Origin of the sequence: Paenibacillus sp. GXUN7292, from assembly GCF_050864975.1 — a bacterium.
Classification (GTDB): domain Bacteria; phylum Bacillota; class Bacilli; order Paenibacillales; family Paenibacillaceae; genus Pristimantibacillus.
In genome coordinates, this window is sequence record NZ_JBOZWO010000002.1 from 268,611 (window position 1) to 294,167 (window position 25,557).

At 45.0% G+C, this 25,557-nt stretch carries 20 protein-coding genes; 17 read left to right on the forward strand and 3 right to left on the reverse strand.

All coding sequences use genetic code 11. The annotated features are described in order from the left end of the window. Window positions 1-152: 152 nt before the first annotated feature. The gene (gene thrS, locus ACRRU2_RS03870; protein ID WP_331702044.1) at window positions 153-2,063 is read left to right on the forward strand and encodes a threonine--tRNA ligase; all 1,911 of its coding nucleotides are present in this window, start codon (window positions 153-155) and stop codon (window positions 2,061-2,063) included. 176 nt (window positions 2,064-2,239) lie between these two features. Here the strand turns inward: thrS and ACRRU2_RS03875 are convergent, their stop codons facing one another. Further along, a complete protein-coding gene (locus ACRRU2_RS03875) occupies window positions 2,240-3,448 on the reverse strand; it encodes a multidrug effflux MFS transporter (protein ID WP_432499996.1) in 1,209 nt (402 codons plus the stop codon). A 432-nt stretch (window positions 3,449-3,880) separates the two neighbouring features. Here ACRRU2_RS03875 and selD point away from each other — a divergent pair, with 432 nt between their 5' ends. Both selD and mnmH read left to right on the forward strand, forming a co-directional pair. Continuing rightward, window positions 3,881-4,927, forward strand: a complete 1,047-nt coding sequence (gene selD, locus ACRRU2_RS03880; RefSeq protein WP_432499997.1) for a selenide, water dikinase SelD — start codon at window positions 3,881-3,883, stop codon at window positions 4,925-4,927. Window positions 4,928-4,955: 28 nt separating this feature from the next. Further along, window positions 4,956-5,987, forward strand: a complete 1,032-nt coding sequence (gene mnmH / locus ACRRU2_RS03885; protein ID WP_432499998.1) for a tRNA 2-selenouridine(34) synthase MnmH — start codon at window positions 4,956-4,958, stop codon at window positions 5,985-5,987. Here mnmH and ACRRU2_RS03890 read toward each other — a convergent pair. Beyond that, complete coding sequence (locus ACRRU2_RS03890) at window positions 5,957-6,457, reverse strand: NUDIX hydrolase (RefSeq protein ID WP_432499999.1); 501 nt, start codon at window positions 6,455-6,457, stop codon at window positions 5,957-5,959. The genes mnmH and ACRRU2_RS03890 overlap by 31 nt on opposite strands. A 231-nt stretch (window positions 6,458-6,688) precedes the next feature. Here ACRRU2_RS03890 and ACRRU2_RS03895 point away from each other — a divergent pair, with 231 nt between their 5' ends. Both ACRRU2_RS03895 and ACRRU2_RS03900 read left to right on the forward strand, forming a co-directional pair. Continuing rightward, window positions 6,689-7,615 (forward strand): ABC transporter ATP-binding protein, encoded by a 927-nt coding sequence (locus tag ACRRU2_RS03895; protein WP_331702026.1) that lies wholly within the window; start codon window positions 6,689-6,691, stop codon window positions 7,613-7,615. After that, window positions 7,599-8,567 carry an ABC transporter permease gene (locus ACRRU2_RS03900; RefSeq protein WP_432500000.1) on the forward strand — a complete coding sequence of 323 codons (969 nt, stop codon included), beginning with the start codon at window positions 7,599-7,601 and terminating at the stop codon, window positions 8,565-8,567. Before ACRRU2_RS03895 ends, ACRRU2_RS03900 begins: the two co-directional genes overlap by 17 nt. A 69-nt stretch (window positions 8,568-8,636) precedes the next feature. On the opposite strand, the gene htpX is transcribed toward ACRRU2_RS03900, so the two are convergent. Next, window positions 8,637-9,515 carry a protease HtpX gene (gene htpX / locus ACRRU2_RS03905; protein ID WP_331702043.1) on the reverse strand — a complete coding sequence of 293 codons (879 nt, stop codon included), beginning with the start codon at window positions 9,513-9,515 and terminating at the stop codon, window positions 8,637-8,639. A 265-nt stretch (window positions 9,516-9,780) separates the two neighbouring features. On the opposite strand from htpX, the gene ACRRU2_RS03910 reads away from it, so the two are divergent. The 12 genes from ACRRU2_RS03910 (at window position 9,781) to ACRRU2_RS03965 (ending at window position 25,501) form a co-directional block, all read left to right on the forward strand. Next, window positions 9,781-10,014, forward strand: coding sequence for a DUF362 domain-containing protein (locus ACRRU2_RS03910; protein WP_331702024.1), 234 nt, complete (start codon window positions 9,781-9,783; stop codon window positions 10,012-10,014). A gap of 722 nt (window positions 10,015-10,736) precedes the next feature. Continuing rightward, the gene (locus ACRRU2_RS03915; protein WP_432500001.1) at window positions 10,737-11,399 is read left to right on the forward strand and encodes an HAD family hydrolase; all 663 of its coding nucleotides are present in this window, start codon (window positions 10,737-10,739) and stop codon (window positions 11,397-11,399) included. Between the two features lie 186 nt (window positions 11,400-11,585). Beyond that, complete coding sequence (locus ACRRU2_RS03920) at window positions 11,586-13,172, forward strand: copper amine oxidase N-terminal domain-containing protein (RefSeq protein WP_432500002.1); 1,587 nt, start codon at window positions 11,586-11,588, stop codon at window positions 13,170-13,172. Between the two features lie 220 nt (window positions 13,173-13,392). Next, on the forward strand, window positions 13,393-15,681 hold the full coding sequence (metE, locus tag ACRRU2_RS03925) for a 5-methyltetrahydropteroyltriglutamate--homocysteine S-methyltransferase (RefSeq protein WP_432500003.1): 2,289 nt from the start codon (window positions 13,393-13,395) through the stop codon (window positions 15,679-15,681). 114 nt (window positions 15,682-15,795) lie between these two features. After that, a complete protein-coding gene (locus ACRRU2_RS03930; protein WP_331702020.1) occupies window positions 15,796-16,731 on the forward strand; it encodes a methylenetetrahydrofolate reductase in 936 nt (311 codons plus the stop codon). 268 nt (window positions 16,732-16,999) lie between these two features. Then, the gene (locus ACRRU2_RS03935; protein ID WP_432500004.1) at window positions 17,000-18,151 is read left to right on the forward strand and encodes a type III polyketide synthase; all 1,152 of its coding nucleotides are present in this window, start codon (window positions 17,000-17,002) and stop codon (window positions 18,149-18,151) included. Continuing rightward, the gene (locus tag ACRRU2_RS03940; RefSeq protein WP_432500100.1) at window positions 18,144-18,878 is read left to right on the forward strand and encodes a methyltransferase domain-containing protein; all 735 of its coding nucleotides are present in this window, start codon (window positions 18,144-18,146) and stop codon (window positions 18,876-18,878) included. The genes ACRRU2_RS03935 and ACRRU2_RS03940 overlap by 8 nt, the downstream gene beginning before the upstream one ends. Window positions 18,879-18,880: 2 nt before the next feature. Continuing rightward, complete coding sequence (locus ACRRU2_RS03945) at window positions 18,881-20,083, forward strand: NAD(P)/FAD-dependent oxidoreductase (protein ID WP_432500006.1); 1,203 nt, start codon at window positions 18,881-18,883, stop codon at window positions 20,081-20,083. Window positions 20,084-20,135: 52 nt separating this feature from the next. Continuing rightward, complete coding sequence (locus ACRRU2_RS03950; protein ID WP_432500007.1) at window positions 20,136-22,205, forward strand: MMPL family transporter; 2,070 nt, start codon at window positions 20,136-20,138, stop codon at window positions 22,203-22,205. A 118-nt stretch (window positions 22,206-22,323) separates the two neighbouring features. Then, on the forward strand, window positions 22,324-23,310 hold the full coding sequence (locus tag ACRRU2_RS03955) for an acryloyl-CoA reductase (protein WP_432500008.1): 987 nt from the start codon (window positions 22,324-22,326) through the stop codon (window positions 23,308-23,310). Between the two features lie 28 nt (window positions 23,311-23,338). Beyond that, entirely contained in the window at window positions 23,339-24,418 is a 1,080-nt protein-coding gene (locus ACRRU2_RS03960) for a DNA glycosylase AlkZ-like family protein (protein WP_432500009.1), read from the forward strand. Between the two features lie 60 nt (window positions 24,419-24,478). Then, entirely contained in the window at window positions 24,479-25,501 is a 1,023-nt protein-coding gene (locus ACRRU2_RS03965) for a hypothetical protein (RefSeq protein WP_432500010.1), read from the forward strand. Window positions 25,502-25,557 lie beyond the last annotated feature (56 nt).

Below are 25,557 nucleotides of genomic sequence, written 5' to 3' on the forward strand. Positions count from 1 at the left end.
CTGGATACTAATAAGGACCTTGCTGCAGTTATTACCTGCATCAGGTCGAATTAGGGTGGAACCACGAGCTGAACGCACTCGTCCCTTCGAGGAGAGCTGCGTTTTTTTGCGTTCATATAAACTTAATCTTGAAGATTGGAGGAGAGCATGTTATGGAAATTATGCTGCAGGATGGAATAAAACGGAGGTATGAACTTGGAACAACTGTTGGGCAAATTGCTGAATCAATTAGCGCAGGACTTAAGAAAAATGCGATTGCAGGCAAGCTTGACGGTAAACTTGTAGACATGAACTATCAGATTGAGCATGATGCTCAGCTGGACATTATTACACTCGACAGCAAGGATGGTCTAGATATATATCGCCACAGCACAGCCCATTTGATGGCTCAAGCTATAAAAAGACTGTATAGCGGCAGCAAAATACAGCTTGGTATCGGCCCTGTCATTGAAGATGGCTTTTATTATGATATTAATATTGACAAAACATTCTCTACAGACGATTTGGCGGAAATTGAGAGAGAGATGGCCCGCATCGTCCAAGAGAACCTGCCGATAACTCGACAGATTGTCAGCCGCTCGGAAGCGATTAATCTGTTTGAGGGGTTAGACGATTCACTTAAGCTGGAATTAATTCGCGATCTGCCTCAGGAAGCAGAAATTTCCCTGTATCGTCAAGGTGAATTTGTTGACCTGTGCCGCGGACCTCATTTGCCGACTACTGGAAAAATTAAAGCGTTCAAGCTGATGAGCGTAGCTGGCGCTTATTGGCGCGGCGACTCCAACAATAAAATGCTGCAGCGAATTTACGGCACTGCTTTTCCAAAAAAAGCGCAGCTGGATGAGCATTTGCATATGCTTGAGGAAGCGAAGAAACGTGATCATCGCAAGCTTGGCAAGGAGCTGGAGCTGTTTATGTTTTCTGAGGAGGCGCCTGGCATGCCGTTTTTCCTGCCTAAAGGAATGACGATTCGCAATGAGCTGGAAAGCTTCGCTAGAGAACTGCAGCGGGAACGGGAATATGAAGAGGTTCGGACACCGTTGATGATGAATAATCGCATTTGGGAGCAATCGGGGCACTGGGATCACTATAAAGATAATATGTATTTTACAAATGTTGATGATACGAAGTTCGCACTCAAGCCAATGAATTGCCCCGGACATATGTTGATTTACAAAAACAGCCTGCACTCGTATCGCGAGCTGCCCATTCGGATTGCTGAATTCGGCCAAGTGCATCGCCATGAATTTTCTGGAGCATTGAACGGCATGATGCGGGTTCGCACGTTTTGTCAGGATGATGCTCATTTATTCGTGCTTCCTGAGCAAATCGAGGAGGAAATCAGCCGTGTCATTGCATTGATTGATCATGTATATGAGGTGCTTGGCTTTAGCTATCGCATCGAATTGTCAACTCGGCCGGAAAATTCGATGGGCTCGGAGGAATTGTGGAATCAAGCGGAGCAATCGCTTAAAAACGTATTGGATAAGCTGGGTGCAGATTATGTAATTAATGAAGGCGACGGCGCTTTTTACGGACCAAAAATAGACTTTCACATTTTGGATGCGTTAAAGCGCAGCTGGCAGTGCGGTACGATACAGCTTGATTTTCAAATGCCAGAAAAATTCGATTTAAGCTATATCGGCGAGGATAGTTTAAAACATCGTCCAGTAGTCATTCACCGTGCGCTTTATGGATCCATAGAAAGATTTATCGGAATATTGACTGAGCATTTTGCAGGAGCATTTCCGCTTTGGCTGGCCCCGGTTCACGTAAAGCTGCTGACTGTTTCTGACCATTATTTGGATGATGCTCTTCAAGTGAAGCAGCTGCTTGATAAGGAAGGAATTCGTATTGAGTTAGATGTGCGCGATGAGAAGCTCGGCTATAAAATTCGCGAAGCGCAGCTGCAGAAGGTCCCTTATATGCTCGTTTTGGGGGAAGCAGAAAGAAATAATAATACAGTATCCGTCAGAAAACGCGGCGAAGGAGATTTGGGGCAAAGAAAGCCGGAAGAGCTTGCAGCACAAATCGCAGCGGAGATTAAGAGCAGGAAGCGGTAGATAACGCATATCACGCATCCAACGGTTAAATTGTAAATTAAATAAAATCTACAAAGGAGCTGACCCGACTGGGCCAGCTCCTATCTATTAAAATATAGGAAAGTATAAGTTTTCACTTTATACATGTTCCTATATTTCATCGGTAAACGCGCCTGTCCTAAGGATGGCGGAGTCGTTTATCGTTGTTGCTTCATATACATCGTGCTTCTGCTTGCAAGAACTTTGCTGACCAAAACCATTGCAATGGACAGGCCGAGAAAATACAGCGGCATCGTAAGCAAGGAACCGTTATGCAAATAGCTCATGCCACTCGTAATCAGACTAACGAGTAAATAGTAACCCAAACCGAACACCGCTCCCGCAGTACCAACCACATCCTTATATTGTACAAGTGCCAGGCTTAGGCAATTCGGAATTGCCATACCGACGCCGAGCAGCAAAATAAAGAGGCAAAAAATGATGCCGACCAGTGAGAACACATTGGACAGCGGGTTAATGAAGGTAAGAAGCACTAATAACAAAGCTCCGGCTGCAGCCGTAAGGCAACCACGAGCAATAATATTTTCAGCGGTCAGCCGGCTTAAAAGCTGCTTGGACAGCATGGCGCCCAATATGGATGACAAGGCCACAAATATGCCAAGCAATCCAAACCAACCAGGTTCGAGCCCGAAAAATTCAATGAAAATAAAAGGAGCTTCAGCATAATAGCTAAAAAGAATCCCGTTCGTTGCGCCAATCAAGAAACCGAATGCCCAGATGCGGCCATCTTTAAGCATTCTCCTAGCTACTGCAAAGGAGCTGGTATTTTTAATAGAGGCTGCTTTTCGCGTTTCCGGCAAAGAAGTCCATGTATAGGCGAATATAGCAACGCTTATCACAATTAAGGTCATAAAGACAGCGCGAAAGCCAAGCCATTGATCTATCCATCCGCCCAGCAATGGTCCGACGGCGGGAGTAAAGGCGAGAGCGGCGGAAATTTGGGCGAACATGACATGGCGCCGATCGTCCGGGATACTCTCCCGTAATATAGTCTGTGTTACAACAGAGCCTGTACTTGCTCCGAACGCTTGAATAAAACGGCTAACTAGCAGCCATTCAACAGATGGAGACAAATAACAGCCAAGGCTGCCGATCCCATAGACAGCAATCCCCCAAAGAAGGGAAGGTCTGCGGCCAATTAAATCGGATAATCTGCCCCAGCAAAATACACCGATAGCAAAGCCGAGAAAATAGATGCTTAACGTTAATTGAATATGATTGCTGCTTGCTTGAAGCTGCTCCGTAATATCAGGCAGTGACGGTGTGTAGATCGTTTCGCTTATCTGCGGAAATCCTACTAATACGATAAATAACAATAATGACGGTGCTGAGATTTTTCTTAACATTTTTACTTCCCCCTATACTTGCAAAATCTCAATCAAATCATGTTGTTTGTTGAGATTACGGGATGGGGGGCTTGCACTTGCACAATCGGGAAAATGGTAACATATCAAACAACCTTTTCATTTATAGGGGGGATAATATCTTTATGCAGTATAACAGGATCGCATTATTGCTACAAGCAAGTTTTATCACGCTTTCATCAAGCCCCTGTTAAATTAATAATGAAAACATTGATTATACATCATTTAAGTATGTGCTTTTATAACAGAAGCTTACTTATACAGCCTTGAAAGGGATACAATTTAAGTTTTATAATAACTTAAGGTAAGTAAATAGTTGCAAAAGCAATTATTAGAGCATATAACGTTGCAATCTTAACACATTTCGAGGCGACAGGATAAGATTTTTCACTTTATGAAAGAGGATGATAAAAAATGGAACAGCAAACCGTTAAGTTAACGGCGTTATCAAGCAAAGGCGGGTGCGGCTGCAAAATCGGCCCGGCTGATTTGGGGCAAGTTGTACGCAGTCTCCCGCCCGCTAAGCCAAACCCGAATTTATTAGTAGGATTGGATACTAGTGATGACGCCGGCGTTTATAAACTAAATGATGAGCTCGCCATCGTACAAACGGTTGATTTTTTCACGCCCATCGTTGATGACCCTTACTCCTTTGGCCAGATTGCGGCAGCTAATGCGATTAGTGATATTTATGCAATGGGTGGAACACCACTTACGGCTCTTAATATCGTTGCATTTCCAATTACTACATTGGACAAGCAAATATTGGCGGAAATCATGCGCGGAGCTGCGGATAAGGCTGCAGAAGCCGGTGTTACTATTGTCGGCGGCCATTCCATTGATGATAAGGAGCCAAAATTCGGCATGGCTGTTACTGGCGTTGTGCATCCGGAACAAGTAAGAACGAACACAGGAGCAAAGCTGGGAGATAAGCTTATTTTAACGAAACCGATCGGTGTCGGCATTATGACGACTTCTCTTAAAAACAATCAATTGTCGGAACAAGAAATCGATCGGGTTACGAAAGTCATGTCTGCATTGAACAGACAGGCAGCTGAAATAATGAGCAAGTATACGGTGCATGCTTGCACAGATGTTACTGGTTTCGGTCTGTTGGGACATTTGCTGGAGATGGCCAAGGGCAGCAAAGCCGAATTTTCGGTTCATAGAGATAGTGTGCCTGTTTTGCCGCGTACAAGAGAGCTGGCAGAGCTTGGCTTTGTACCTGGAGGAACGAAAAACAATTATAACCACATTAAGGCAGACGTCGTATTTCCAGAAGGACTTGACCAGCTTGATCAGTGGATTTTATGCGATGCCGTTACTTCAGGAGGATTGCTGATTGCTGTCGCTGCTGATGAAGCGGAGCAATTGCTGGAGCAATTCGTACATGCAGGTATAGAGGCGGCCTTAATTGGCGAAGTAATAGGAGAAGGACAAGGCCGGATTTACGTTTCTTAATGCTGATTGAAAGTGTGGCGCTGCTAATATGTTTCAAGATATAACGCTAGAAAAGTGGAGGTTGCATAAGCAAGCTCACACGGTAACAACGATTGATGTGCGTTCGCCATCCGAATTCAAACTGGCGACAATACCAGGCAGTATCAATATTCCTTTATTTGATGATGAGGAGCGGGCGGAGGTTGGAACAATCTATAAGCAGGTCAGTGTAGAAGCTGCCAAACAGCGCGGCTTGGAAATTGTATCTGCTAAATTGCCAGCTTTTATAAAACGGTTTTCCGAAATTCCGGGCGAGAAAACGGTGTTTTGTTGGCGAGGCGGGATGCGAAGCAAAACGTCTGCAACCGTCGTTTCATTAATGGGAATTCAAGCTTCTCGTTTAATTGGCGGCTACAGATCATATCGCCAGTGGGTAGTCGGGCAGCTTGAGACGATGAATTATAATCCGAAAGCGGTCGTGCTGCAGGGCAATACAGGCTGCGGAAAAACGGACATATTGCGCCGGTTGAAGGAAAAAGGCCATGCAGTAATTGATTTGGAGGGAATGGCAGGCCATCGCGGCTCTATATTTGGAGGAATCGGGCTTGAACCGAATAATCAGAAAATGTTTGAAGGCCTGCTCGTAGAAGAGCTGCTTGCGACCCAAAACGCCGCTTTCTTTGCCGTTGAAGCGGAAAGCAAACGAGTCGGTAAAGCCGTCATTCCTGATTTTTTGATGAGCAAGAAAGAGACCGGTATTGCCATTATGATTGAACTGCCCGTGCAAGCGCGTGTCGAGCAAATATTAAAGGACTATGAGCCTTGGAAAAACAATGAAGCCTGCCTGCAGGCTTTCCAGCGAATCAAGTCCAGAATTCATACGCCTATTGCACATGAAATCCAATCCTGCCTGGAAGCCGAAAAATACGCAGCTGCAGTTGAGATGATGCTCGTTTATTACTACGATCCCAAATATTCCTTCTCGCAAGGTCAATATGAGCTGGAAAAAAACTATTTGGTTAAAGTTCAGACTGTAGATGAAGCATTTGATCAGGTGGAAGAAATTTTACTGCATGCATAATCCAATATTTCCTGATAGACAGAATGCCAGTTTTTATAAAACTGGCTTATTTCTGCGGGCTCGATAAAAATTCTTTCGCCCGCTTCATATTCAGCCAGATAAGGACGGAGCGTTGTAACATTCATCCGATAGAACACTTGATAGCCAACTTTCGGGTATGGGCTTTGCTCCGTCCAATTCGGATTGTCGTTGTGATCAACACATATAGCACCTAACAACTGGCAAACTCCTTCTACATAGGCCTCCTCCAGCGCTTCACGCCTCATGCATTGCGCAGGCGTTTCACCCAATTCTATATGTCCGCCTGGAAAATCCCAGCCGCGAGCATGCAGATTTACTAATAACAGCTTTTCTTCGTAAAAGCAAAATCCATGCACGCTTGTAATAAGCTGTGCTGGCGGAAGATTTATGGTTTGCTCCCAAGTCAAGGCTACGCGTGATTGCCCCCAATTTACAATAATCGTAGACATTTCCAGACCTCCATTACTATCACTCGCATGTTGTACAAGGTTATTCACTACTTAAAAAGTGTAATCGTTCAGAAAGGATTGCGCAATGGATTTCATTAGTCAGCTATTCTAAAGTCCAACAGCTGACTGGACCAGGGTCCAGCTAGCATTTAGACTGAAGACCATTCTATGCTCTGGCAAAATTACGTTATAGTTATCGCATACTATGAGATTTGCAGGGGGTTAACAGCAGTGAGTGATGAAGCAGTATTGCAGCTTCGCGGCGTAACCAAAAAAATTGGCAGCCGCGTTATTGTGGACAATCTGTCATTTGATGTTCCGAAAGGCGAGGTGTTCGGTTTTCTAGGGCCAAACGGTGCGGGGAAAACAACGACGATTCGCATGATTGTGGGACTAATCGGAATGACTAAAGGCGAAATATTAGTTAAAGGCATTTCGGTAAGCAAGCATTTCGAGCTTGCGATGACGCATATTGGCGCTATCGTTGAGAATCCGGAAATGTATAAATTTTTGAGCGGCTATCAAAACCTGGTCATGTTTGGCAGAAGACATGCGGGAGTGACAAAGGAAAGAATTAATGAGGTTGTTAAGCTTGTAGGTTTGGAAAATCGCATCCACGAGAAGGTAAAGCGCTACTCGCTCGGCATGCGTCAGCGGCTTGGCGTAGCGCAGGCTTTGCTGCATAAGCCATCCGTGCTTATTTTTGACGAGCCGACTAACGGCTTGGATCCTGCCGGCATTCGCGAGCTGCGAGATTATTTGCGCCAATTGGCAAGAGAGGAAGGGATCGCGGTTATCGTCTCCTCACATCTGCTGTCGGAGATGGAGCTGATGTGCGATCGGATAGCGATTATTCAGACAGGCAAGCTTATAGATGTGCGTACAATAAGCGAGATGAAAAACGCAGCCAGCAGCAATAAAATTAGAGTAGAGGTAACAGACCCAGAGCAAGCGCTGGAGCAATTAGCTGCTGTATTGCCAGATCTAAGCGTGATTGCACAAGCTGACGGGCTTCATATTACAGCTGGCAAGGAGCGTATTCCGGAAATTATTCGAACACTTGTACATGGACAAATCGACATATACGGCATTTGGACGGATAATTATTCACTTGAAGATCAATTTTTGGAGCTAACAAGGGGTGAACAAATTGTCTAGTGCAGCTATGTTGATTAAAAATGAAAATATGAAAATATACCGCAGACCCCGTACTTGGGCAATGATAGGGCTGCTGATTATAGCATTAATGCTTGTGGCAGGGATTATGAAGTGGGACCAATCGTCGCAGTCCGATCAGTCGAATTGGCGCGAGGAGATTACACAGGGCAACGAATCAATGCGTCAAGCGCTCACAGAAAATGAAGGAGCATTTGATGAGCAAACAGCCATAAACTTAGAGAATCGCATTAAAGTAAATGAGTATTATTTGGATAATAATATAAATCCATACGCATATACATTATGGTCTTATATGGACACATCTTCCGCTTTAATTATTTTAGTCACGATCCTTACGGTTATAGTCGCAGCAGATATGGTTGCAGCAGAATTTTCATGGGGAACGATTAAGCTATTGCTTGTTGGGCCTGCATCACGAGCGAAGGTTTTGCTCTGTAAATATATATCAACTTTTATGTTTGCCATCTTGCTGCTCGTTTTATGCTTCGCTGTCTCATTTGCCATAGGAGCTTCTTTGGAAGGGCTCGATAGCTTGTCCCAGCCTAAGATTTCAATCGGCGCTGACGGCCAGATTGTAGAAAGCTCCATGGTATTAAACGTACTGCAAAAATACGGCTACAGCGTCATTGAGCTTATCATGTATGTCACTTTCGCATTTATGATATCCGCTTCCTTCCGCAGCTCTTCAATGGCTATAGGCTTTTCTTTATTAGGCATATTGATGGGAAATACACTAGTATCGGTGCTTGCCAAGTACGAGTGGGTCAAATATTTGCTATTTGCCAATATCGATCTTAGCAGATATGCAAACGGTCATCCGCTAAGGCCGGAAATGACGTTATCCTTCTCCATTATTATGCTTGCAGTCTACTACATCGTATTCCAGCTGATCGCGTGGTTTATGTTTACCAAAAGAGATGTAGCGGGATAAACAATAAAAAGGGCAATTCTGTCAGTCAAATGGAATGACTGCGGAATTGCCCTTTGCGTTACGTTTAGATTATTGCTGCAAACGCTGAATACGATCATCGAGAGCAGGATGGGATGAGAAGAGGGAAAGCATTTTTGGACGATTGCTAATTTTTAAAGTAGCAAGCGAAGTTTGGCTGTTATCAATAAGCTCATGCTTTCTCTTCAAGGATTGCAGCGCGTGAATCATTTTGTCACGGCCCGCATAGGCTGCGCCGCCCGCATCCGCATGGTACTCGCGATATCGGGAAAATGCCATGACGACAATGGTGCCAAGTATAGAGAAAATAATCTGAAACACAATGATACATACAAAATGTACGATACCGCTAAGCTCATCGCGTTTGACAAGGCTGGATACGATATAAGCTGCAATACGAGATAAAAAGACGACGAATGTATTGACGACACCTTGCAACAGCGTCATGGTTACCATGTCGCCGTTTGCGATGTGGGCAATTTCATGGGCGATTACGCCGTCAACCGCATCGTTGTCCAATTGATCAAGCAGCCCTGTAGACAAAGCTACGAGTGAGCGTTTCTTGGAAGGGCCTGTTGCAAAAGCATTTACTTCTGGGGATTGATAAATACCAACCTCCGGCATATGAGTAAGCCCGGCAGCACGCGCATAATAATGTACCCGTTCAACGATGTCTCGCTCTTGAGAAGACAGAGGCTTACTAGGATCAAGAACGGAAACGCGCATCGCCATTTTAGCCATCCATCTGGACATGGCAAGGGAAATAAATGACCCAGTAAAACCGACAACAGCACTAAATACGAGCAAGGATGCAAAATTAATGCCATCCTCCGTAATGTAATTGCCTATGCCAAAAACAGCAAAAATAATAGAAATCGTTGTAATGACTAAAATATTAGTTAGCAGAAACAACATAATACGTCTAAACAGCTTCATCAACCTTCTTTCTCTAATAAAATGTAATTACTAATATGTATTTCTATTGCACCTAAAACTATGCTTGTTACATAGTAACATTCTGTGATCAAACAGGAAATAGATTTTGGTCAAGTTTTTGAATGAAAAGCATATTATTTTTAGTAGAGACAAGAAGGAAATCGAGTTTGAATAGCGAATTCCGATAAATAGCAGCCGCAATATCCATTTACTATTTTTTTGCACAAGAAATCAGATCATGGTGAAAGGTGTGAAGAGAATGGCTTTTGTAATAACGGAAGCTTGTATTGGAGAAAAAGCAACAGATTGCGTTGATGTATGTCCCGTCGATTGTATAGCGGAAGGTGAAGACCAGTATTTTATTAATGCAGATGTATGTATTGACTGCGGTGCATGTGAAACGGCTTGTCCCGTCGGTGCGATTTACTATGAGGATGATTTGACTGAGGATCGCAAGCATTTCATAGAAAAGGCGGCAAGCTTCTATAGCTGACATTAGCTGACATTTTATAGCTTACAAATGTTGTAGCTTACAAATGTATAGCATCCAATTAATTAACCCATTAGGCTGCGCCAAGCAGCCTGATGGGCTATTTTTTGCGTTGCTGTTGTTGGGTGCCTGCTGTCAAGGCAGAATGGACAAGTGTTCGTGGAGCCTAATATTTTGCGAATTGTGCCAAACTAATGGTTAAAATTAGCCTACAAAGGCGGACGCTGCCGCTTCTCCAGTCTCAAACCTGCTCTCCGATCCCTTTTCTTTTGCTTACCAAATGTGCACAATGAATGGAGATGGTCACACATTCCGCTATTCGGATTTATATGGGACTTTTTCTTCGATTTATTGACCAATAGCGGAACGTGTGTCACTTTACCTCCTCAAAACTGCAATTTTGGGCCAAATAACGGAACGACTGACCATCTATTGAAGTTGTAGATTCCTTGTAGACAGGGCAACAAGCAATATATGCTGGTTGATACCTGCCTCTATACCCATGTGGAACACGTCAAGAGCTTTCCAATGTAAGTTTCCTAAACAAATTGAAGAAATGCAGCTAGTATTGGCATATTAAAGTATATTTCATAAGCCCGGGACAGCCAGCGAAGCATGGAGATATAAAACGAATGAAACGATTGAAATTAAATGATATAGTAGGGAGTAGATAAAATAATTCTTTGCTTTTTAAATAAGAGAGAGGACAGGATAGGTGAAGCCAATTGATTAAAGCTCTTATTTTTGATTTCGACGGAACCATAGTGGATACGGAGACACCTTGGTATTATGCTTATCGTGATTTGTATAGCAGCTATAATGTTGATTTGCCGCTCGAGGTTTGGGGGCAATGCGTTGGAACAGGCTTTGAAGCCTTTAATCCTCATATAAATCTTGAGGAGCAAACGAAACGGTCATTTGATCATAAACAGTTGGAAGCTTTTACAGCTGAAAAGCATAATGAGTATATGGTGAAGCAAACGCTGCGGCCAGGCATTGAGAATTATTTGGCTGCAGCCAAGCAAGCGGGCTTGCGTTTAGCAATCGCATCCAGCTCACACAGACATTGGATTGAAAAATATTTAACGGCATTTAATATTGGGCACTATTTCGAATTTATTGCATCTGCTGACGATGTAGAGAAGGTAAAGCCTAACCCAGAGTTATATCTAAAAGCGCTAGAATGGCTGCAGATTAAGCCGGCTGAAGCGATTGCCTTTGAGGATTCCAGGCATGGATTGTTTGCGGCGAAGTGTGCTGGCATCAAGACAGTAGTTACGCCTAATGAAGTGACCAGTTATATGACATTTGAAAACTATGACTTGCTGTTGTCATCCCTGGCTGATATCAGTTTGGATGAACTGGTAAAGCAATTGTCGGCTGAATAAATTACTAGAAATTTTGAAACCTGTGCACAGCGCTCAAAAGCGCTTCATTGCACGGGTTTTTGTTTTTTCTATTTCCACGTAACTTATTGCTTTTAATTCATTAAATCCTTGGAAACTTTTTGTAGTACATAACGTCTAACTATGCAATGATTATATCTTTTAAAGGAGAGAGGATGAACAAAACGCATGCATAGATTTATAAAGAAAAAGGCTGTGCAGCGGGCTTGCGCCTTAGTAGCTGCAGCAGCGCTGGCAATAGGAGCAGTGGATTTGACAAGTCCTGCAGCTACTTATGCCGCAAGTATAAACGATTTGAAAATAAATAATGCTGATCAAGCTATTGAACGTGCCGAGGAGCTGCTGCTGCTGCCAGAAGGCGCAAAGGTGACGGCTAAATTTAATGGTGCTTACTGGGAGCTTACCTTCAAGACCGTTGAGAAGGACTTTTATGGCAATGCCCGCCATACCGGTGAACTGGCTATATCTGCTGTTGATGGAGAGCTGACGAGTTTCAGAGTGAAATACAGTTTATACAAATATACGGGAGATTTGATGCAGCCTCCTTATGATGAAAGCAAACAGAAAATTTCTTTTGAAGAAGCAACCGCCATTGCAGATCAGTTTGCAAGCAAGCAAAGCTGGCAGCTTAAGGATGATTGGATTCACGACCGTTATCCGGTATCGGAATACAATACTCGAGATCAAGAGAAAACAGTCCATTGGGTGCATTATGACCGACTTCATAACGGTTATCGTGATGACAGTAATCATATGGCTATATTAGTAGATCGTGTTACAGGCGAAATTGCCTCCTACGAAGTGTATTGGACAAATAATGTTTATGCGGCCAATGATGCGCTTGAAAAAGAGAGCGAATTTATTACTACACCGGCAGCGGCGAAAATTATTATTAATGAAATTAAACCGTATTTGCATTGGGCAGAGGAGAATGGACCTGCCAGTAAACGTCTGGCTTATTCCCTTCACTATAGGTATGTACTGGACTCAAAAGGGAAGTTCCCAAGTCTTTATTATGCTGATCCGCCAAAGTTTACAGATAAAGCTGTGCCTAGATATCCGATTGAACTGGCACAAAAACGTTTATTGTCCTTATATGATTTGAATCGCGAGTATGTACCCGGTAAGAATGGTGTACTTATTCTTCACTATACGCTTCGAATCAAGCCCGGTGTGCCGTTGTTCTACAATGGGGTTCATCCATCAATTGATGCCAATACAGGAGAATGGATTGATTTCTTAAGTAATCCAATTCGCGAAAATCTGCCAAAAGTTGGAGACTGGCTCATTGATGAAGTTGCTCCAGCTGATAAAGTCGGATATAAGGCTGCTATTGTATGGAATAATGAGCTGCAAAAGCTGCAGAACGAGCCGATAATTGAAAATCAGTATACTTTAGTGCCATTCCGCGAGCTGTTGACAAAGCTGGAGGCCAAAATCAACTGGGATCCCGTAAATCGAGTAGTAACGGCAAGTAAAGACAAGACTACCATTCAATTAAAGATAGATTCCCAAAATGTCTATATTAATGGAAAAAAGCAAACGTTAAATACGCCTGCTCGCCTTGCCGGCGGAAGAACGTATATCCCGGCGCGGCTTGTACTTGAAACGTTCGGAGCCAAGGTTAAATGGGAGGGAGATTCCCGCTTCGTTATCGTAAAGACGGATCCATCACTTCCTGAGCTGTCTAAAGAGGAAATTAAGCAAATGCGATTCACGGCTCACCTTCAAGCACAAGAAAAAACAACAAAATAACAGGAGAAAGCAATGATCTTAGAGCATGCAGCTCGCTATAGGATGATTGCTTTTTTCGTGGTCAGCCTTGATTGTTTTTTGGTTACTGCTTATAAAAAAACGAAGCCCTGCCATTTCTGTTATAGCTTTTAGTTATATCTAACCATAGCATAATCCAGTTACACTATAGCATTCTTTTCGTGGTATCTTACATGTAACAAGTAGTGAAGGAGCTCATGATATGGTTAAAAATAGCGTTTTGGGATATCCTCGCATAGGTGCGCATAGGGAATGGAAAAAAGCACTGGAGGCGTTTTGGTCAGGCAAGCTGGAGGAAAAAGATTTCCAGCAGCAATTGCAGGAGCTGCGCTTGGAGCATTTGCGCAAGCTTCAGGAGAAGGGAATCGAGCTTATTCCTGTTAATGATTTCAGCTACTATGATCAAATTTTAGATACGGCGACCATGTTTGGAATAGTGCCAAAACGATTTGCATATGACGGTGGAAACGTTCCGCTGTCTGTCTATTATGGTATTGCCCGCGGGACTAAGGATGCAGCCGCTAGTGAAATGACCAAATGGTTTAATACGAATTATCATTATATTGTGCCAGAATTGGATGGGGCAGAGCCCTTCCTCACTGAAAATAAACCGCTGCTCGCTTATCGCGAGGCCAAGGAAAAGCTAGGGATTGCGGGCAAGCCGGTTATTATTGGTCCTTTAACCTTCCTTAAGCTGTCCAAAGGTTATGCTGCTGCCGAATTTGACGCGTGGCTCGAGCGCTTGCTTCCGCTGTACATTCAAGTATTGCAGGAGCTTGAAAAAGAAGGCGTTCAATGGGTGCAAATCGATGAACCAGTTATTTCTACAAAGCTTAGCGCTGAGGATGTGAAGCGGCTGTCAAACATCTATGGACAGTTAGCAGCTGCGGCGCCGAATCTGAATGTTATATTGCAAACGTATTTCGAAGCGGCGGATCAATATGAAGAGATTGTCAAGCTTCCAGTAAAAGCGATAGGGCTAGATTTTGTTCATGGTTTTGCCGGTAATTTGGCATCCATCAAAAAATTTGGTTTTCCAAAGGATAAAGTGCTAGGGGCAGGATTAATCGACGGACGCGGCATTTGGAAAGCTTCCATTAAAGAAAAGTTAGAGCTGCTAAAAGCTATTCAATCGCATGTCACGGAAGATCAGCTCATTATTCAATCTTCCTGCAGTCTGCTGCATGTTCCGGTTTCCGTACAATTTGAAACGAAGCTCGATAAGGAGCTTAAGGATGCGCTGGCATTCGCTGATGAAAAGCTGGATGAAATTGTGTGGCTGACAAAAGCGGCACATGGCGAGGGGCATGCAATAAGTGCAGAGCTTGCGGAAAATGAACGCGCATGCGAAGCCTTCAAGCATTCCAGCAAACGCAAGCGTCAGGATATTCAAGATGCTGTCGCTTTAATAGCTCAAACGAAGCTGGAGCGCCAGCTGCCTTTCGCCGAGCGTCTCGCAGCTCAACAGGCAAAGTGGCAGCTGCCGATATTCCCGACAACGACAATTGGCAGCTTTCCTCAGACGGCAGAAGTCAGAAAAGCGCGACAATTGTGGCGCAAGGGGGATTGGACGAAAGAGCAGTACGCAGCCTTTATTCAAGATGAAATCAATGATTGGATTAAGCTGCAGGAGGAAATCGGCCTTGATGTACTCGTACATGGCGAATTCGAACGTACAGATATGGTTGAGTACTTTGGCGAAAAGCTGGCCGGCTTTGCCTTTACTCAAAACGGCTGGGTGCAATCATACGGCTCCCGTTGCGTAAAGCCGCCTGTTATTTATGGCGATGTAGCTTTTGTAAACGAGATGACTGTAGAAGAAACAAAATATGCGCAATCATTGACAAAACGGCCTGTAAAAGGCATGCTGACGGGACCGATTACGATAATGAACTGGTCATTCGTCCGCGAGGATATTTCTCGCGAGCGGATTGCTTATCAGCTGGCTTATGCACTCAGACAAGAAGTAGAAGCGCTTGAAAAAGCAGGAATCGGCATGATCCAAGTGGATGAGCCTGCCGTCCGCGAAGGCTTGCCGCTGAAGGAAGAAGATCAGGCCAACTATTTGGACTGGGCTGTCAAGGCATTCCGCATGACGACTTGCACTGTACAAAATACGACTCAAATCCATACGCATATGTGCTATTGTGAATTCCATGATATGATTGGCTCCATTGATGCGATGGATGCAGATGTTATTTCCATAGAAACGTCCCGCAGTCACGGAGAGCTTATTCACAGCTTCGAGCTGAACACGTACGGCAAAGGAATCGGACTTGGCGTATATGATATTCATAGTCCTAGAATTCCTGCTGTTGAGGAAATGACAAGCATGATCGATCGCGCGCTCCAGGTGCTTGACGCAAGACTATTCTGGATTAATCCGGATTGCGGCCTTAAGACGCGCGGCAAGGAAGAAACAGTTGAAGCGCTGCGCAATATGGTGGCGGCGACAAGCATAGCACGTTCCAGTCATAGCGCAACTGTGTAAGCCAAAGGCGAGGAGCGACTAAGCAGACAGGCTGCTAAGCAAATATGCGGCCTGTCTTTCCTTAGTTTCCAAATGCGTTTATAATGGAATTATCAAATAGAGGATGTGCAGCAAATGTTAAAAGAAAAAATACTTAGAAGAGAGCCAGGCATACTAACATATGGGATGACTCCGCCTAAGCATACTCATACGCCAGAAAAAATAGCCGAAATATCGCAGAAGCAGTGTGAAAGATTGCACGGGCTTCAAATTGACGGTTTGATTTTATACGATGTGCAGGAGGAAAGCGACCGCATCGATGAGGATCGCCCCTTTCCATACCTGCCGACTATTGAACCTACGAAATACAGCAATGATTATTTAAGCGAGCTGCAAATGCCTAAAATTATTTATCGCTGCGTAGGTAAAAACACAGAAGAGCAATTTACGAATTGGCTGCAGGCTGAGCAAGAGCAGGACCGTTTCTCTGTTTTTGTAGGAGCTTCCTCGAGCAAGGAAATCGTCAATATAAGCTTGGCTGATGCGTATAAGCTTAGCAGTCAGATCAGTAATAATTTGACTTTTGGCGGCGTTGTTATTCCAGAGCGTCATATGAAAAAAAATGACGAGCATTTGCGTATTATTAGCAAAATTAATAGCGGCTGCCGCTTTTTTATATCGCAGGCTACTTATAATGTAGAAGCGTCAAAAAACTTCTTGTCCGATTATTATTATTATTGCAAGGATAACAATAAGGAGCTTGTGCCTATTTTATTCAATCTTGCGCCTTGCGGTTCTGCCAAAACATTAGAATTTATGAAATGGCTCGGCATCAGCATTCCTAAATGGCTTGATAATGATCTTAAATACTCTGTTGATGTACTTGAAAAGTCTGTCAAGGAATCTCGCAAAATTTTTGAAGAGCTGTTTGATTTTGGCCTCGAAAAAGGGATTCCGATCGGATGCAGCATAGAGAGCTTGTCGACAAGAAAGGTCGAGATAGAAGCCTCCATTCAATTGGTGCATGATATTCGATCGATAATGGAAAGCAGGCTCGGGGCTGCTGTGTGAGGCAGGGCTTGAACCTCCTATAGCTATATAAGGATAAACAGCTTCGCTGCTTTTTGGCAGACGCGTTTACCGAAGAAAAATAAGAACAAGTGTAAGGGGAGCCTTACACTTGTTCTTATTTTTGTACAAAAGCCGACCTCTCTTTTATCGTGCGCGAAAGGTGTAATATGATTTCCAGCATATAGCAATAATCCCGCGAATAAGATGGTACAAACAGGGTTGTCTGCTTTGTTATGTATGGTGTGCAGGCTAGGGAGGTTATTTTAATATGAATCATGAAATTTCTGCAATTATCGGGATAGGCACAGCTGTGCCTGATTATCGTCTCGAACAAGATGAAACTGCTCATCGGCTGGCACAAGCGCTGCATGCATATCCGGATTCAGCAAGATGGGCGAAGCGATTGTTTAAGCAGTGCGGCGTAAAAACACGGTATACCTGCGAGCCTAATTTACTAGAGCCTTCAGACAGCTGCCGTTATTTCTCGCTGGCCGCAAACCATCTGGTGCCGACAACGAAAGAGCGAATGGCGATGTACAAGCAGCAATCCGTACCTATCGCTTTTCGCGCTGCACAAAAAGCCTTAAAAGACAGTCAAATTCAATCCTCTGAAATTACTCACCTTATTACCGTCAGCTGTACAGGCCAATTTCTTCCCGGTTTGGACACCTTGCTTGTGAAGGAGCTTGGACTTAGAGAGACGGTAAACCGCATTCCCCTTAATTTTCTTGGATGTGCTGCAGGCCTCAAAGCTATCTGCTTATCCAAGGAGCTCATTCAACATGACCGCCATGCCAAAGTGCTGATCGTAACAGTAGAGCTGTGCACGCTGCATATTCAGCCATCTACGGCACGCGAGGCATTATTTGGCGCTTCGTTTTTTGGAGACGGAGCATCAGCTTGCGTTGTTGCATCAAGTATGGCCGGCAGCCGCCCGGCTTCCTTTGAACTAGGTACAAGCCATTCTGTTCTATTGCCGGGTTGTGCCGAAGAAATGGTCTGGGAAGTTGGCAATTATGGCTTTGATCTGTATCTTTCTACAAAAATCCCTAAGCTTATTCGCGAGTTTATACCGGAACAGATTGAGCGGCTGCAAGGCAGCGACGCTTTGCCATCGCTATGGGCTATTCATCCTGGCGGCAAAGGAATCATCGACGTGCTGGAAGAGGTGTATAGTCTGGACAAGGAGCAAACGGGCCCCAGCCGCACCATCCTAGAACGATACGGAAATATGTCCTCTGCTACGATTCTGTTTGTGCTCGATGAGATGAGAAAGCAGCTGATTAATAACTTAGCAGACAAGACAAGCGGTATTGCGCTAGCATTTGGCCCCGGACTTACTTGTGAAATGATTCAGATAAGCTATATTCCAGCTGCAGCTTCTGCTATTGCAGAGCTGAAAGATGAAACCTATGCTTAGGCCGCTTAAATACAGAGCTATCGAAGACGAATTGATGGATGATAGCTCAATGGGCGGAGGAGAGCTGCGTGAAGCTTTGCGGCAATTGCGATGGCTGAACCGCCTCTTTGGAGCAGCAGCGCCTTGCTTGTACGGCGTGCGCCGCTTATGGACAGCGGCAGGGAGGCCAAAGCGGTTGGCTGTGCTCGATGTCGGATGCGGCTCTGGAGATGTGAACAGGCAGCTCCTGCGCTGGGCTGACAAAAACGGCATCGATATGCGCATTACATTAGCTGATATTACCGAGGAAGCATGTGCAGAGGCAAGGCAGCTTTTTAACAATGAGCCGCGCGTTCAAGTTATACGCTGTAATTTGTTTGAGCTGCCCGCGGCTGGCGCAGATATTGTAACAGGATCGCAATTTATTCATCATTTTGCAGACGCGGCATTGCCGCGGGTCGCTCAAAGCATGCTGAAGGCTGCCAGGCTCGGTGTTGTAATTAATGATATCCATCGTCATCCGTTGGCGTGGCTTGCAGTCTGGCTGGCTACGCGCGTCATGTCTGGGAACAGATACATATTGAACGATGGCCCTTTGTCTGTCGCCAAAGGCTTTCGCAACTATGATTGGAAGCGGCTTCGAGGCGCGCTGGACGGACCGGAGCTATATTATTCATGGCGTCCGCTATTTCGTTATGCTGTAATCATTACGGACAGCGGAGCCAAAAACAGCAATCGGAGTGGATAGCGATGTCGAGCCAATATTATGATGCTGTCATTATAGGCGCAGGCGTAGCTGGCAGCACGCTTGCAAAAAGCTTGTCGGAGCGTGGCTGGAGCACGGTGCTGCTTGAAGGCAAAACCTTTCCGAGACATAAGGTTTGCGGAGAATTTCTGTCTCCGGAATCAATAGGAATGCTTCACAAGCTTGGTTTGTCAGAGGCAATTATGACACTTGAGCCTAGTCTTATTGCGCATGCCAATCTAATACTTCCTAACGGTGAACAGTTGGCTGTCCCGCTGCCTGGAGCAGCGCTTGGCATTAGCCGCTTCATGCTGGATGCTGCGCTTATTGAAGCTGCACAATGCTCTGGCGTGCATGTGATGACCGGAGCTAAGGTCAGATCAATAAACTGCGCTGCCGATAGCTACCGTATCGAAGCTGTGCAAAATAAGCATACCATCGCTTTCGAAGCCAAAATTGCAATTTCAGCATGGGGAGCGATTGGCGGTGCAGGCGTTGCTTTTACGTCAGCTGAGCCTGAGCGGCATTCCAATTACATAGGGGCAGAAAAGGCAGCTCATTTCAGAAATAGGCTGAAGCGCGAGGCAAAGCATGCTTATGTCGGAATTAAGGCTCATTATGATGGAGCTGCCATACAATCAGCAGTAGAGCTTTATTTTTTTCCTGGAGGCTATCTGGGCATTTCCCCTATTGAAGAGGGCAAGGTTAATATCGCTGCGCTTATTAGCCAGCGAGCTTTTTCCCAAAAACCAAAATCAGTAGCTGAATGGCTCGAAGCTGCTTGCAAAAGCAACAGCGCACTGCAAAAAAGACTCGCAGGCGCCAAATTAATTGAAGGCTCAGAAGCTGCAGTAGCGCCGGTTGATCTGAGGCGCAAGCCGCAGGCCTGGAGCACTCTTCCTGCGGTAGGCGATGCGGCTGTTATGATTCCGCCGTTATGCGGCGATGGCATGTCAATGGCTTTGCGCTCTGCCGAGCTTTGTGCGCCGCTTGCAGACCAGTATTTGAAGGGCGAGCTGACGATGCGGCAGTGGCGATTAAAATACACACAAGCGGTTAAGCGGCAATTTAATGGTCCAAGAAGATGGGGGAAAATGCTGCAATGGCTGCTCGGGGAGCCGAGAATGACAAAGCTGCTTCTTCCGATTGTCCGAGTGATGCCTTTCATCGCATATCGTTTAGTGCGAAAGACAAGATTAAAGCCTTAAACAGAACGAATAGTAAAGCAAGATTGTATTGTTTGCAGGAAGGAGCATCGTCATGGTTGTTCAGTGGCTTCTTTCCAGCCTTATGCAGCATCGCAGATCGATTATGCTCTTCTGGCTGCTCGTTTTGCTGCTGCTCGGCTTTTTTTCTGTCCGTTTGCCGCTTGTACTGCAGGATCATGGGCTCATGCCGAGCGGTGCATACGCAATCGTACAGGATAGGCTCGCAAGTGATTTTCATATGCCTGACGATCCTGTAATGATCGTCTTTGAAAATAAGTCGTCTGTTAAGCAGTTTCGAGCTTATATTGATCAGACACTTCAAAATGTGCAGCAGCTGAAAAGCGTTAAAACGATCCAATCACCGCTGCTGTATGCAGGTATGATGAATAAAAATTATGCATATGCACTGCTGTCCTTTCATGAGAAAGGCTCTCAGATTGCGCCGATTATTGATCAGCTGAACAGTCTGCTGCCGCAAAGCCAGTACGCTTCCGCCAAGCTGACTGGAAAGCCCGTCGTTCAAGCTGATGTTAACAAGGCAAGCTTGCGTGATTTGACCCATGCCGAACGGATTGGCATACCAATAGCTTTTATTATATTATGGATAGCTTTTGGAGGTTTGGTTTCTGCGCTAATCCCTATCGTGATAGGTGTTATTACAGTTGCTAGCACGATGGGGATCATGTATTTCGTAGGACAAAAAATAGAACTGTCGAATTTTGTGCTTAATGTTATCCCTATGGTTGGACTAGCTTTAAGCATTGATTTTGCACTGTTGATTGTAAACAGGTTTCGTGAGGAATTGCAACTAAAGCCAGTGCAGCAAGCGCTGCATGCTACCATTGCCTCTGCCGGCAGAGCGGTTCTTTATTCTGCGCTTTGCTTTTTTCTCGGTCTGGCCGGCATTATGTTTATTCCGCTGCCGTTGTTTCACTCCGTCGCTCTTGGCGCTATAATCGTTTTGACGATAGCGGTCATGCTCGTTTTTACGCTGATGCCAATTATTTTGTTAAGTCTATGGCGGATTATTAAATCAGAAAGACCACCTGTTCGTGCACGCCACAGCATATGGCTTGCTCTTTCCCGCCTTGCGGTAAAAAGACCGGTTGTTACTGGCGCTATAGCCATCTTATTGCTTGTCCTCTGTTTTATTCCTTTGTTCAGTATGAAGCTGTCCGTACCGGATGCATCCTCATTACCGCAAAGCTATCCTTCCCGAATCGCCTTTGAGAGCTATGAAGCTCACTTCACCTCCGTTAGTACGACCGATGTTGCGATTATTGCGGAAGCATCTGCCAACCGCTTTAATAAAGATGACTTGTACCATGCATATAAGCTAGTGAAAAAACTGCAGGCTGATCCTAATGTACTAGTAGTGAAGTCAATTTTTACAAATACAGAGCTATATCGCTATTACCAAAACGGTAATAGGATGCTTATGCTAGTAACGCTACAAAGTGAGAAATCGGCTGAAGCAACAAGAGATTGGCTCAGAAAATGGGAGATAGAAGGCAGGGCTTCCGCAGACTTGCCTTTTTTGGTAGGCGGAGAAGCAAAATATGAGCAAGAAGTTTTTGACGCTATTTTTACGAATCTGAACAAAGTATTTTTGTTTATTTTGACTACCACCTATGTTCTGCTGCTTGTAGCCTTTCGCTCCTTGCTTATTCCAGTTAAAACGATCTTGATGAATTTGATGAGCCTGGGCGCAGCGTTTGGCATATTAACTTGGCTGTTTCAAAAAGGCATTATCGGGGCCGAGCCTGAAAATATTGCGATTATGATACCTGTATTTATTTTTGGACTGGTGTTCGGCATCAGTATGGATTACGGGGTATTTTTGCTATCCCGCATTTTCGAGGAGTATAAAATTACATCAGATAATAAGCATGCGGTCATTACTGGCTTAGCCTCAATAAGCAGGCTCATAAGCGCGGCCGCAGGCATTATGATCGCAGTCACCGTACCGTTTGCTTTTGGCGAGGTAGTTGGCGTAAAGCAGCTTGGCATCGGCATTGCGGCCGCCATTCTAATCGATGCTACCATAATCAGAATGGTGCTCGTTCCAGCTGTGATGGTGCTGCTTGGCAAATGGAATTGGTGGTTGCCAGGCGCAAAATAGTAAATCTAAAAGGAATCGCAGCGAGTTCATAAGAAGCAGTGATGAGGACAGGTTTATGGTAAAATGGAAATATTAACGAAGGAATCGAGGCTTGGAAAAAGGAAAGGCGGGTATCGCGTTGGAAGCATTTCGAGCGTACGTATTGGAACAGCATGACGACGGCTCCATAACGATGGAGCAAAAGAAGCTGCATGAAAATGAACTGCCTCAAGGAGAGGTCACGATTCAAGTTGCCTATTCAAGCGTGAATTTCAAGGATGGAATGATTGCCATATGGCAACAAATTGCAAAGAGCTATCCGCTTATTCCGGGCATCGATTTGGCTGGCACTGTTATTCAATCTGCAGATCCGAAGTATAAGGCCGGTGACGAGGTTGTTGTGACTGGCTATGGTCTTGGCGTAAGCTGGCATGGCGGGTACAGCGAGCTCGCTTGTGTTCCTGCAAATTGGGTTGTGCCGCTGCCAAGCGGGCTTTCTTTGCGGGAAGCGATGCTGCTTGGCACAGCCGGCTTTACAGCTGGGCTGTCTGTTATTAGACTGGAGGACAACGGGTTAAAACCTGATGCCGGACCTGTTGTCGTGACTGGCGCGACGGGCGGTGTGGGAAGTGTCGCCGTAGATATGTTAGCAAGCAAAGGCTACGAGGTAATTGCCAGCACAGGCAAGCGGGAAGAGCATGCGTATTTGCTGGAGCTTGGTGCAACTTCAGTCATTGATAGGGAGCAGTTGAGCGCACTTGAGCCAAGAGCGCTTCATTCTGCACGTTTTGCCGCAGCTGTAGACACGGTAGGCGGCAGCACGCTGCAAAATGTTCTTAGCTCATTGCAATATGGCGGTTCAGCGGCAACTTGCGGTTTAACGGGCGGCTCGGATGTGAGCACGACTGTATATCCATTTATTTTGCGCGGTATCAATTGGCTAGGCATCGATTCCGTCCAATGTCCGATGGAGCTTCGGTTGCGGGTATGGCAGCGGCTTGCTTCTGATTTGAAGCCGAAGCATCTCAATCGTATGGCTCACGAGGTTACGTTTGAGCAGCTGCCAACCGCTCTGCAGCAAATCGTAGAAGGCAAGCTGCGCGGACGTACAATTGTGAGACTGTAAAGTGATGAATGATATTTAGGAGGCTGCTATGATTACACTAGAGAAGAAGCAAGTACTGGCTGAACGCCTGAGCAGACAACGTTTTATTAATCCTATCGAAAGCTTCCATAATGAGCAGGAGTATATGCAATTGTTCAAGCTGCTGCAGCCTGTTTCTCCAGTGCATAATACTCGGCCGGGCGACCCGCCCAAGCTTGTGCACCGCGCATCCTTTCCAGACGAACAGCTGACAGGCGAGCTGCGGGAAAACAACCGGCTAATTAAAGGCAGGTTTTGCGGCGGAAGAATCGGCTATGTGCTGGAGGAGGATTTGCCTGTCTATGCCGCTGCATTCCGTAAGCCGTTAACTAAATCTGGCGCTGTCCATGAGGATGTATGGCAGGTGATCAAGTATTCCGGAGGAATTTCCAAAGATCAGCTTAAGCAGGAGCTTCAGCAATACAGCGCCTCCGAAATAACGAAAGCGCTTCAAGATTTGCATGAAGCCTTTCTTATCTATGAGCATCAGCCGGATACCGACTGGGATACTGGCTGGTTTGATTTTGAGACAGAATGGTTTAAGGTCGAAACAGGAGAGGATCAGTTTGCACGCGCGGCGTCCAAAGTAATTGTCACCTTTATACGGTCAATGGCTTTTGCTACGGCTGCCAATATAAAGAGCTGGTCCCAATTCCCGCTGAAAACGATCCAAAAGGCAGTGCAGACTTTATTGGCAGAGCAGGTTATTGTTGAAGCAGAAGCTGCAGAGCTGGGCAAAGGCTTTATCTGTAGCGATGATATCCATCAATTTGCTGCCACTGAAGTTCCTTCTGCTGTATTCATGCTGGACAGGTCCGATATAATCGTAAGAGCCCATATGGATGAGCTGTTGAAGCAATACAAGGGGCTTGAAGTGCTGCAGTATTTGCTTATAGACGGGGAATTTAAAGGAGCTGTACTGGGGCATTGGCGCATAGGCCCTTATCCGGTTGATAATATAGTAGTGGAGCTGCCGCTGGAGCAAATAGAAGCAAGAAGAAATGAAATAATTGAAGCAGTCACGAAAATATATGAGCCTGAGCGTCATCCGATCCATAAATACAGCGGAATAGAGCAGGTATTTCAATAACGCTGTTGAAAAGGTATAGTGCAGGCAATGATGAGCTTAATGGGAGAAGGGGAGAGGCTATTGGCTATTTCATTTCACGCTCATAAGGAGCTTTCTGCTTTTCACGATCCGATGCAGGAAGGCAAGCTTATTAGCAGGGAAACAGAAATCAGGCTTGATCCATTAACGGGAGAAAGCTCTCGTATTCTATTTGATCCAGGCGCGCCATTCATGCCGTCTGATTATAGTGAAGTCGGCATCAGCACGAGCGGCAGCAAATGTCCATTTTGTTCTGAAAATGTATGGAAGGCAACACCTGCTTATCCAGAACAATTAGTAAATGACGGCAAGCTGACCAATGGAGAGGCAATCCTGTTTCCTAATTTGTTTCCTTATGCCAAACATAATGGTGTCGTAAGGATGACGGAACAGCACTATGTTCCTCTTGAACAGTTTTCAGAGCAAGTTATTTACGATAGTCTGAGAACTGCTCATACATATTTGCAAAAGGTTATTGACGCGGACCGTAAAACTGATCATTTGTCAATTAATTGGAATTACTTGCCTCCATCTGGCGGAAGCATCCTGCATCCGCATTTACACGTTCTAGCATCTGAAAAGCCTACAAATTATGATCAGAAAGCCATTATGTATAGTGAGCGCTATTATAATCAGTTCGGAACATCTTTCTATGCAGATTTGCTAGACACGGAAAAACAGCTGCAGCAAAGATGGATAGGACGCAAAGGATCGATGAACTGGCTCCATGCTTATGCGCCAAAAAGCCATTATGATTTCATAGGCCTGTTTGAACATATGCCTGCTATCGTGCAATTACAGGAGCAGGATTGGCGAGATCTGGCATCCAGCATGCTGAGCTTCTTTTCACTTTTCAAAAAGATCGGTGTAGCCAGCTTTAATATGATGATCATTCTTCCAAAGAAAGCCAATGCTGCCTATCCAGCACATATTAGAATTGTTCCAAGACTTACATTGGGCGCTTTGGGGACAAGTGATATGAATGTATTTACCTTTCTGCACGGTGAATATTTATCGTTGAAAACACCGGAGCGTACTGCTAAAGAGGCGGCTGCCTTTTTTTAGGATCTGCAGGCGTGAAATATTGAAAACAGCAATTTTGTGGGAAGGCTGCAGCAATC

Bases quoted from the DNA above. Each gene is read 5' to 3' on its own strand.
- ACRRU2_RS03950 (WP_432500007.1), top strand. From the start codon at position 20,136: ATGGTTGTTCAGTGGCTTCTTTCCAGCCTTATGCAGCATCGCAGATCG.
- ACRRU2_RS03935 (WP_432500004.1), top strand. From the start codon at position 17,000: ATGAATCATGAAATTTCTGCAATTATCGGGATAGGCACAGCTGTGCCT.
- selD (WP_432499997.1), top strand. From the start codon at position 3,881: ATGGAACAGCAAACCGTTAAGTTAACGGCGTTATCAAGCAAAGGCGGG.
- ACRRU2_RS03875 (WP_432499996.1), bottom strand. From the start codon at position 3,448: ATGTTAAGAAAAATCTCAGCACCGTCATTATTGTTATTTATCGTATTA.
- ACRRU2_RS03910 (WP_331702024.1), top strand. From the start codon at position 9,781: ATGGCTTTTGTAATAACGGAAGCTTGTATTGGAGAAAAAGCAACAGAT.
- ACRRU2_RS03940 (WP_432500100.1), top strand. From the start codon at position 18,144: ATGCTTAGGCCGCTTAAATACAGAGCTATCGAAGACGAATTGATGGAT.
- thrS (WP_331702044.1), top strand. From the start codon at position 153: ATGGAAATTATGCTGCAGGATGGAATAAAACGGAGGTATGAACTTGGA.
- ACRRU2_RS03960 (WP_432500009.1), top strand. From the start codon at position 23,339: ATGATTACACTAGAGAAGAAGCAAGTACTGGCTGAACGCCTGAGCAGA.
- ACRRU2_RS03920 (WP_432500002.1), top strand. From the start codon at position 11,586: ATGCATAGATTTATAAAGAAAAAGGCTGTGCAGCGGGCTTGCGCCTTA.
- metE (WP_432500003.1), top strand. From the start codon at position 13,393: ATGGTTAAAAATAGCGTTTTGGGATATCCTCGCATAGGTGCGCATAGG.
- ACRRU2_RS03930 (WP_331702020.1), top strand. From the start codon at position 15,796: ATGTTAAAAGAAAAAATACTTAGAAGAGAGCCAGGCATACTAACATAT.
- mnmH (WP_432499998.1), top strand. From the start codon at position 4,956: ATGTTTCAAGATATAACGCTAGAAAAGTGGAGGTTGCATAAGCAAGCT.
- ACRRU2_RS03890 (WP_432499999.1), bottom strand. From the start codon at position 6,457: ATGTCTACGATTATTGTAAATTGGGGGCAATCACGCGTAGCCTTGACT.
- ACRRU2_RS03945 (WP_432500006.1), top strand. From the start codon at position 18,881: ATGTCGAGCCAATATTATGATGCTGTCATTATAGGCGCAGGCGTAGCT.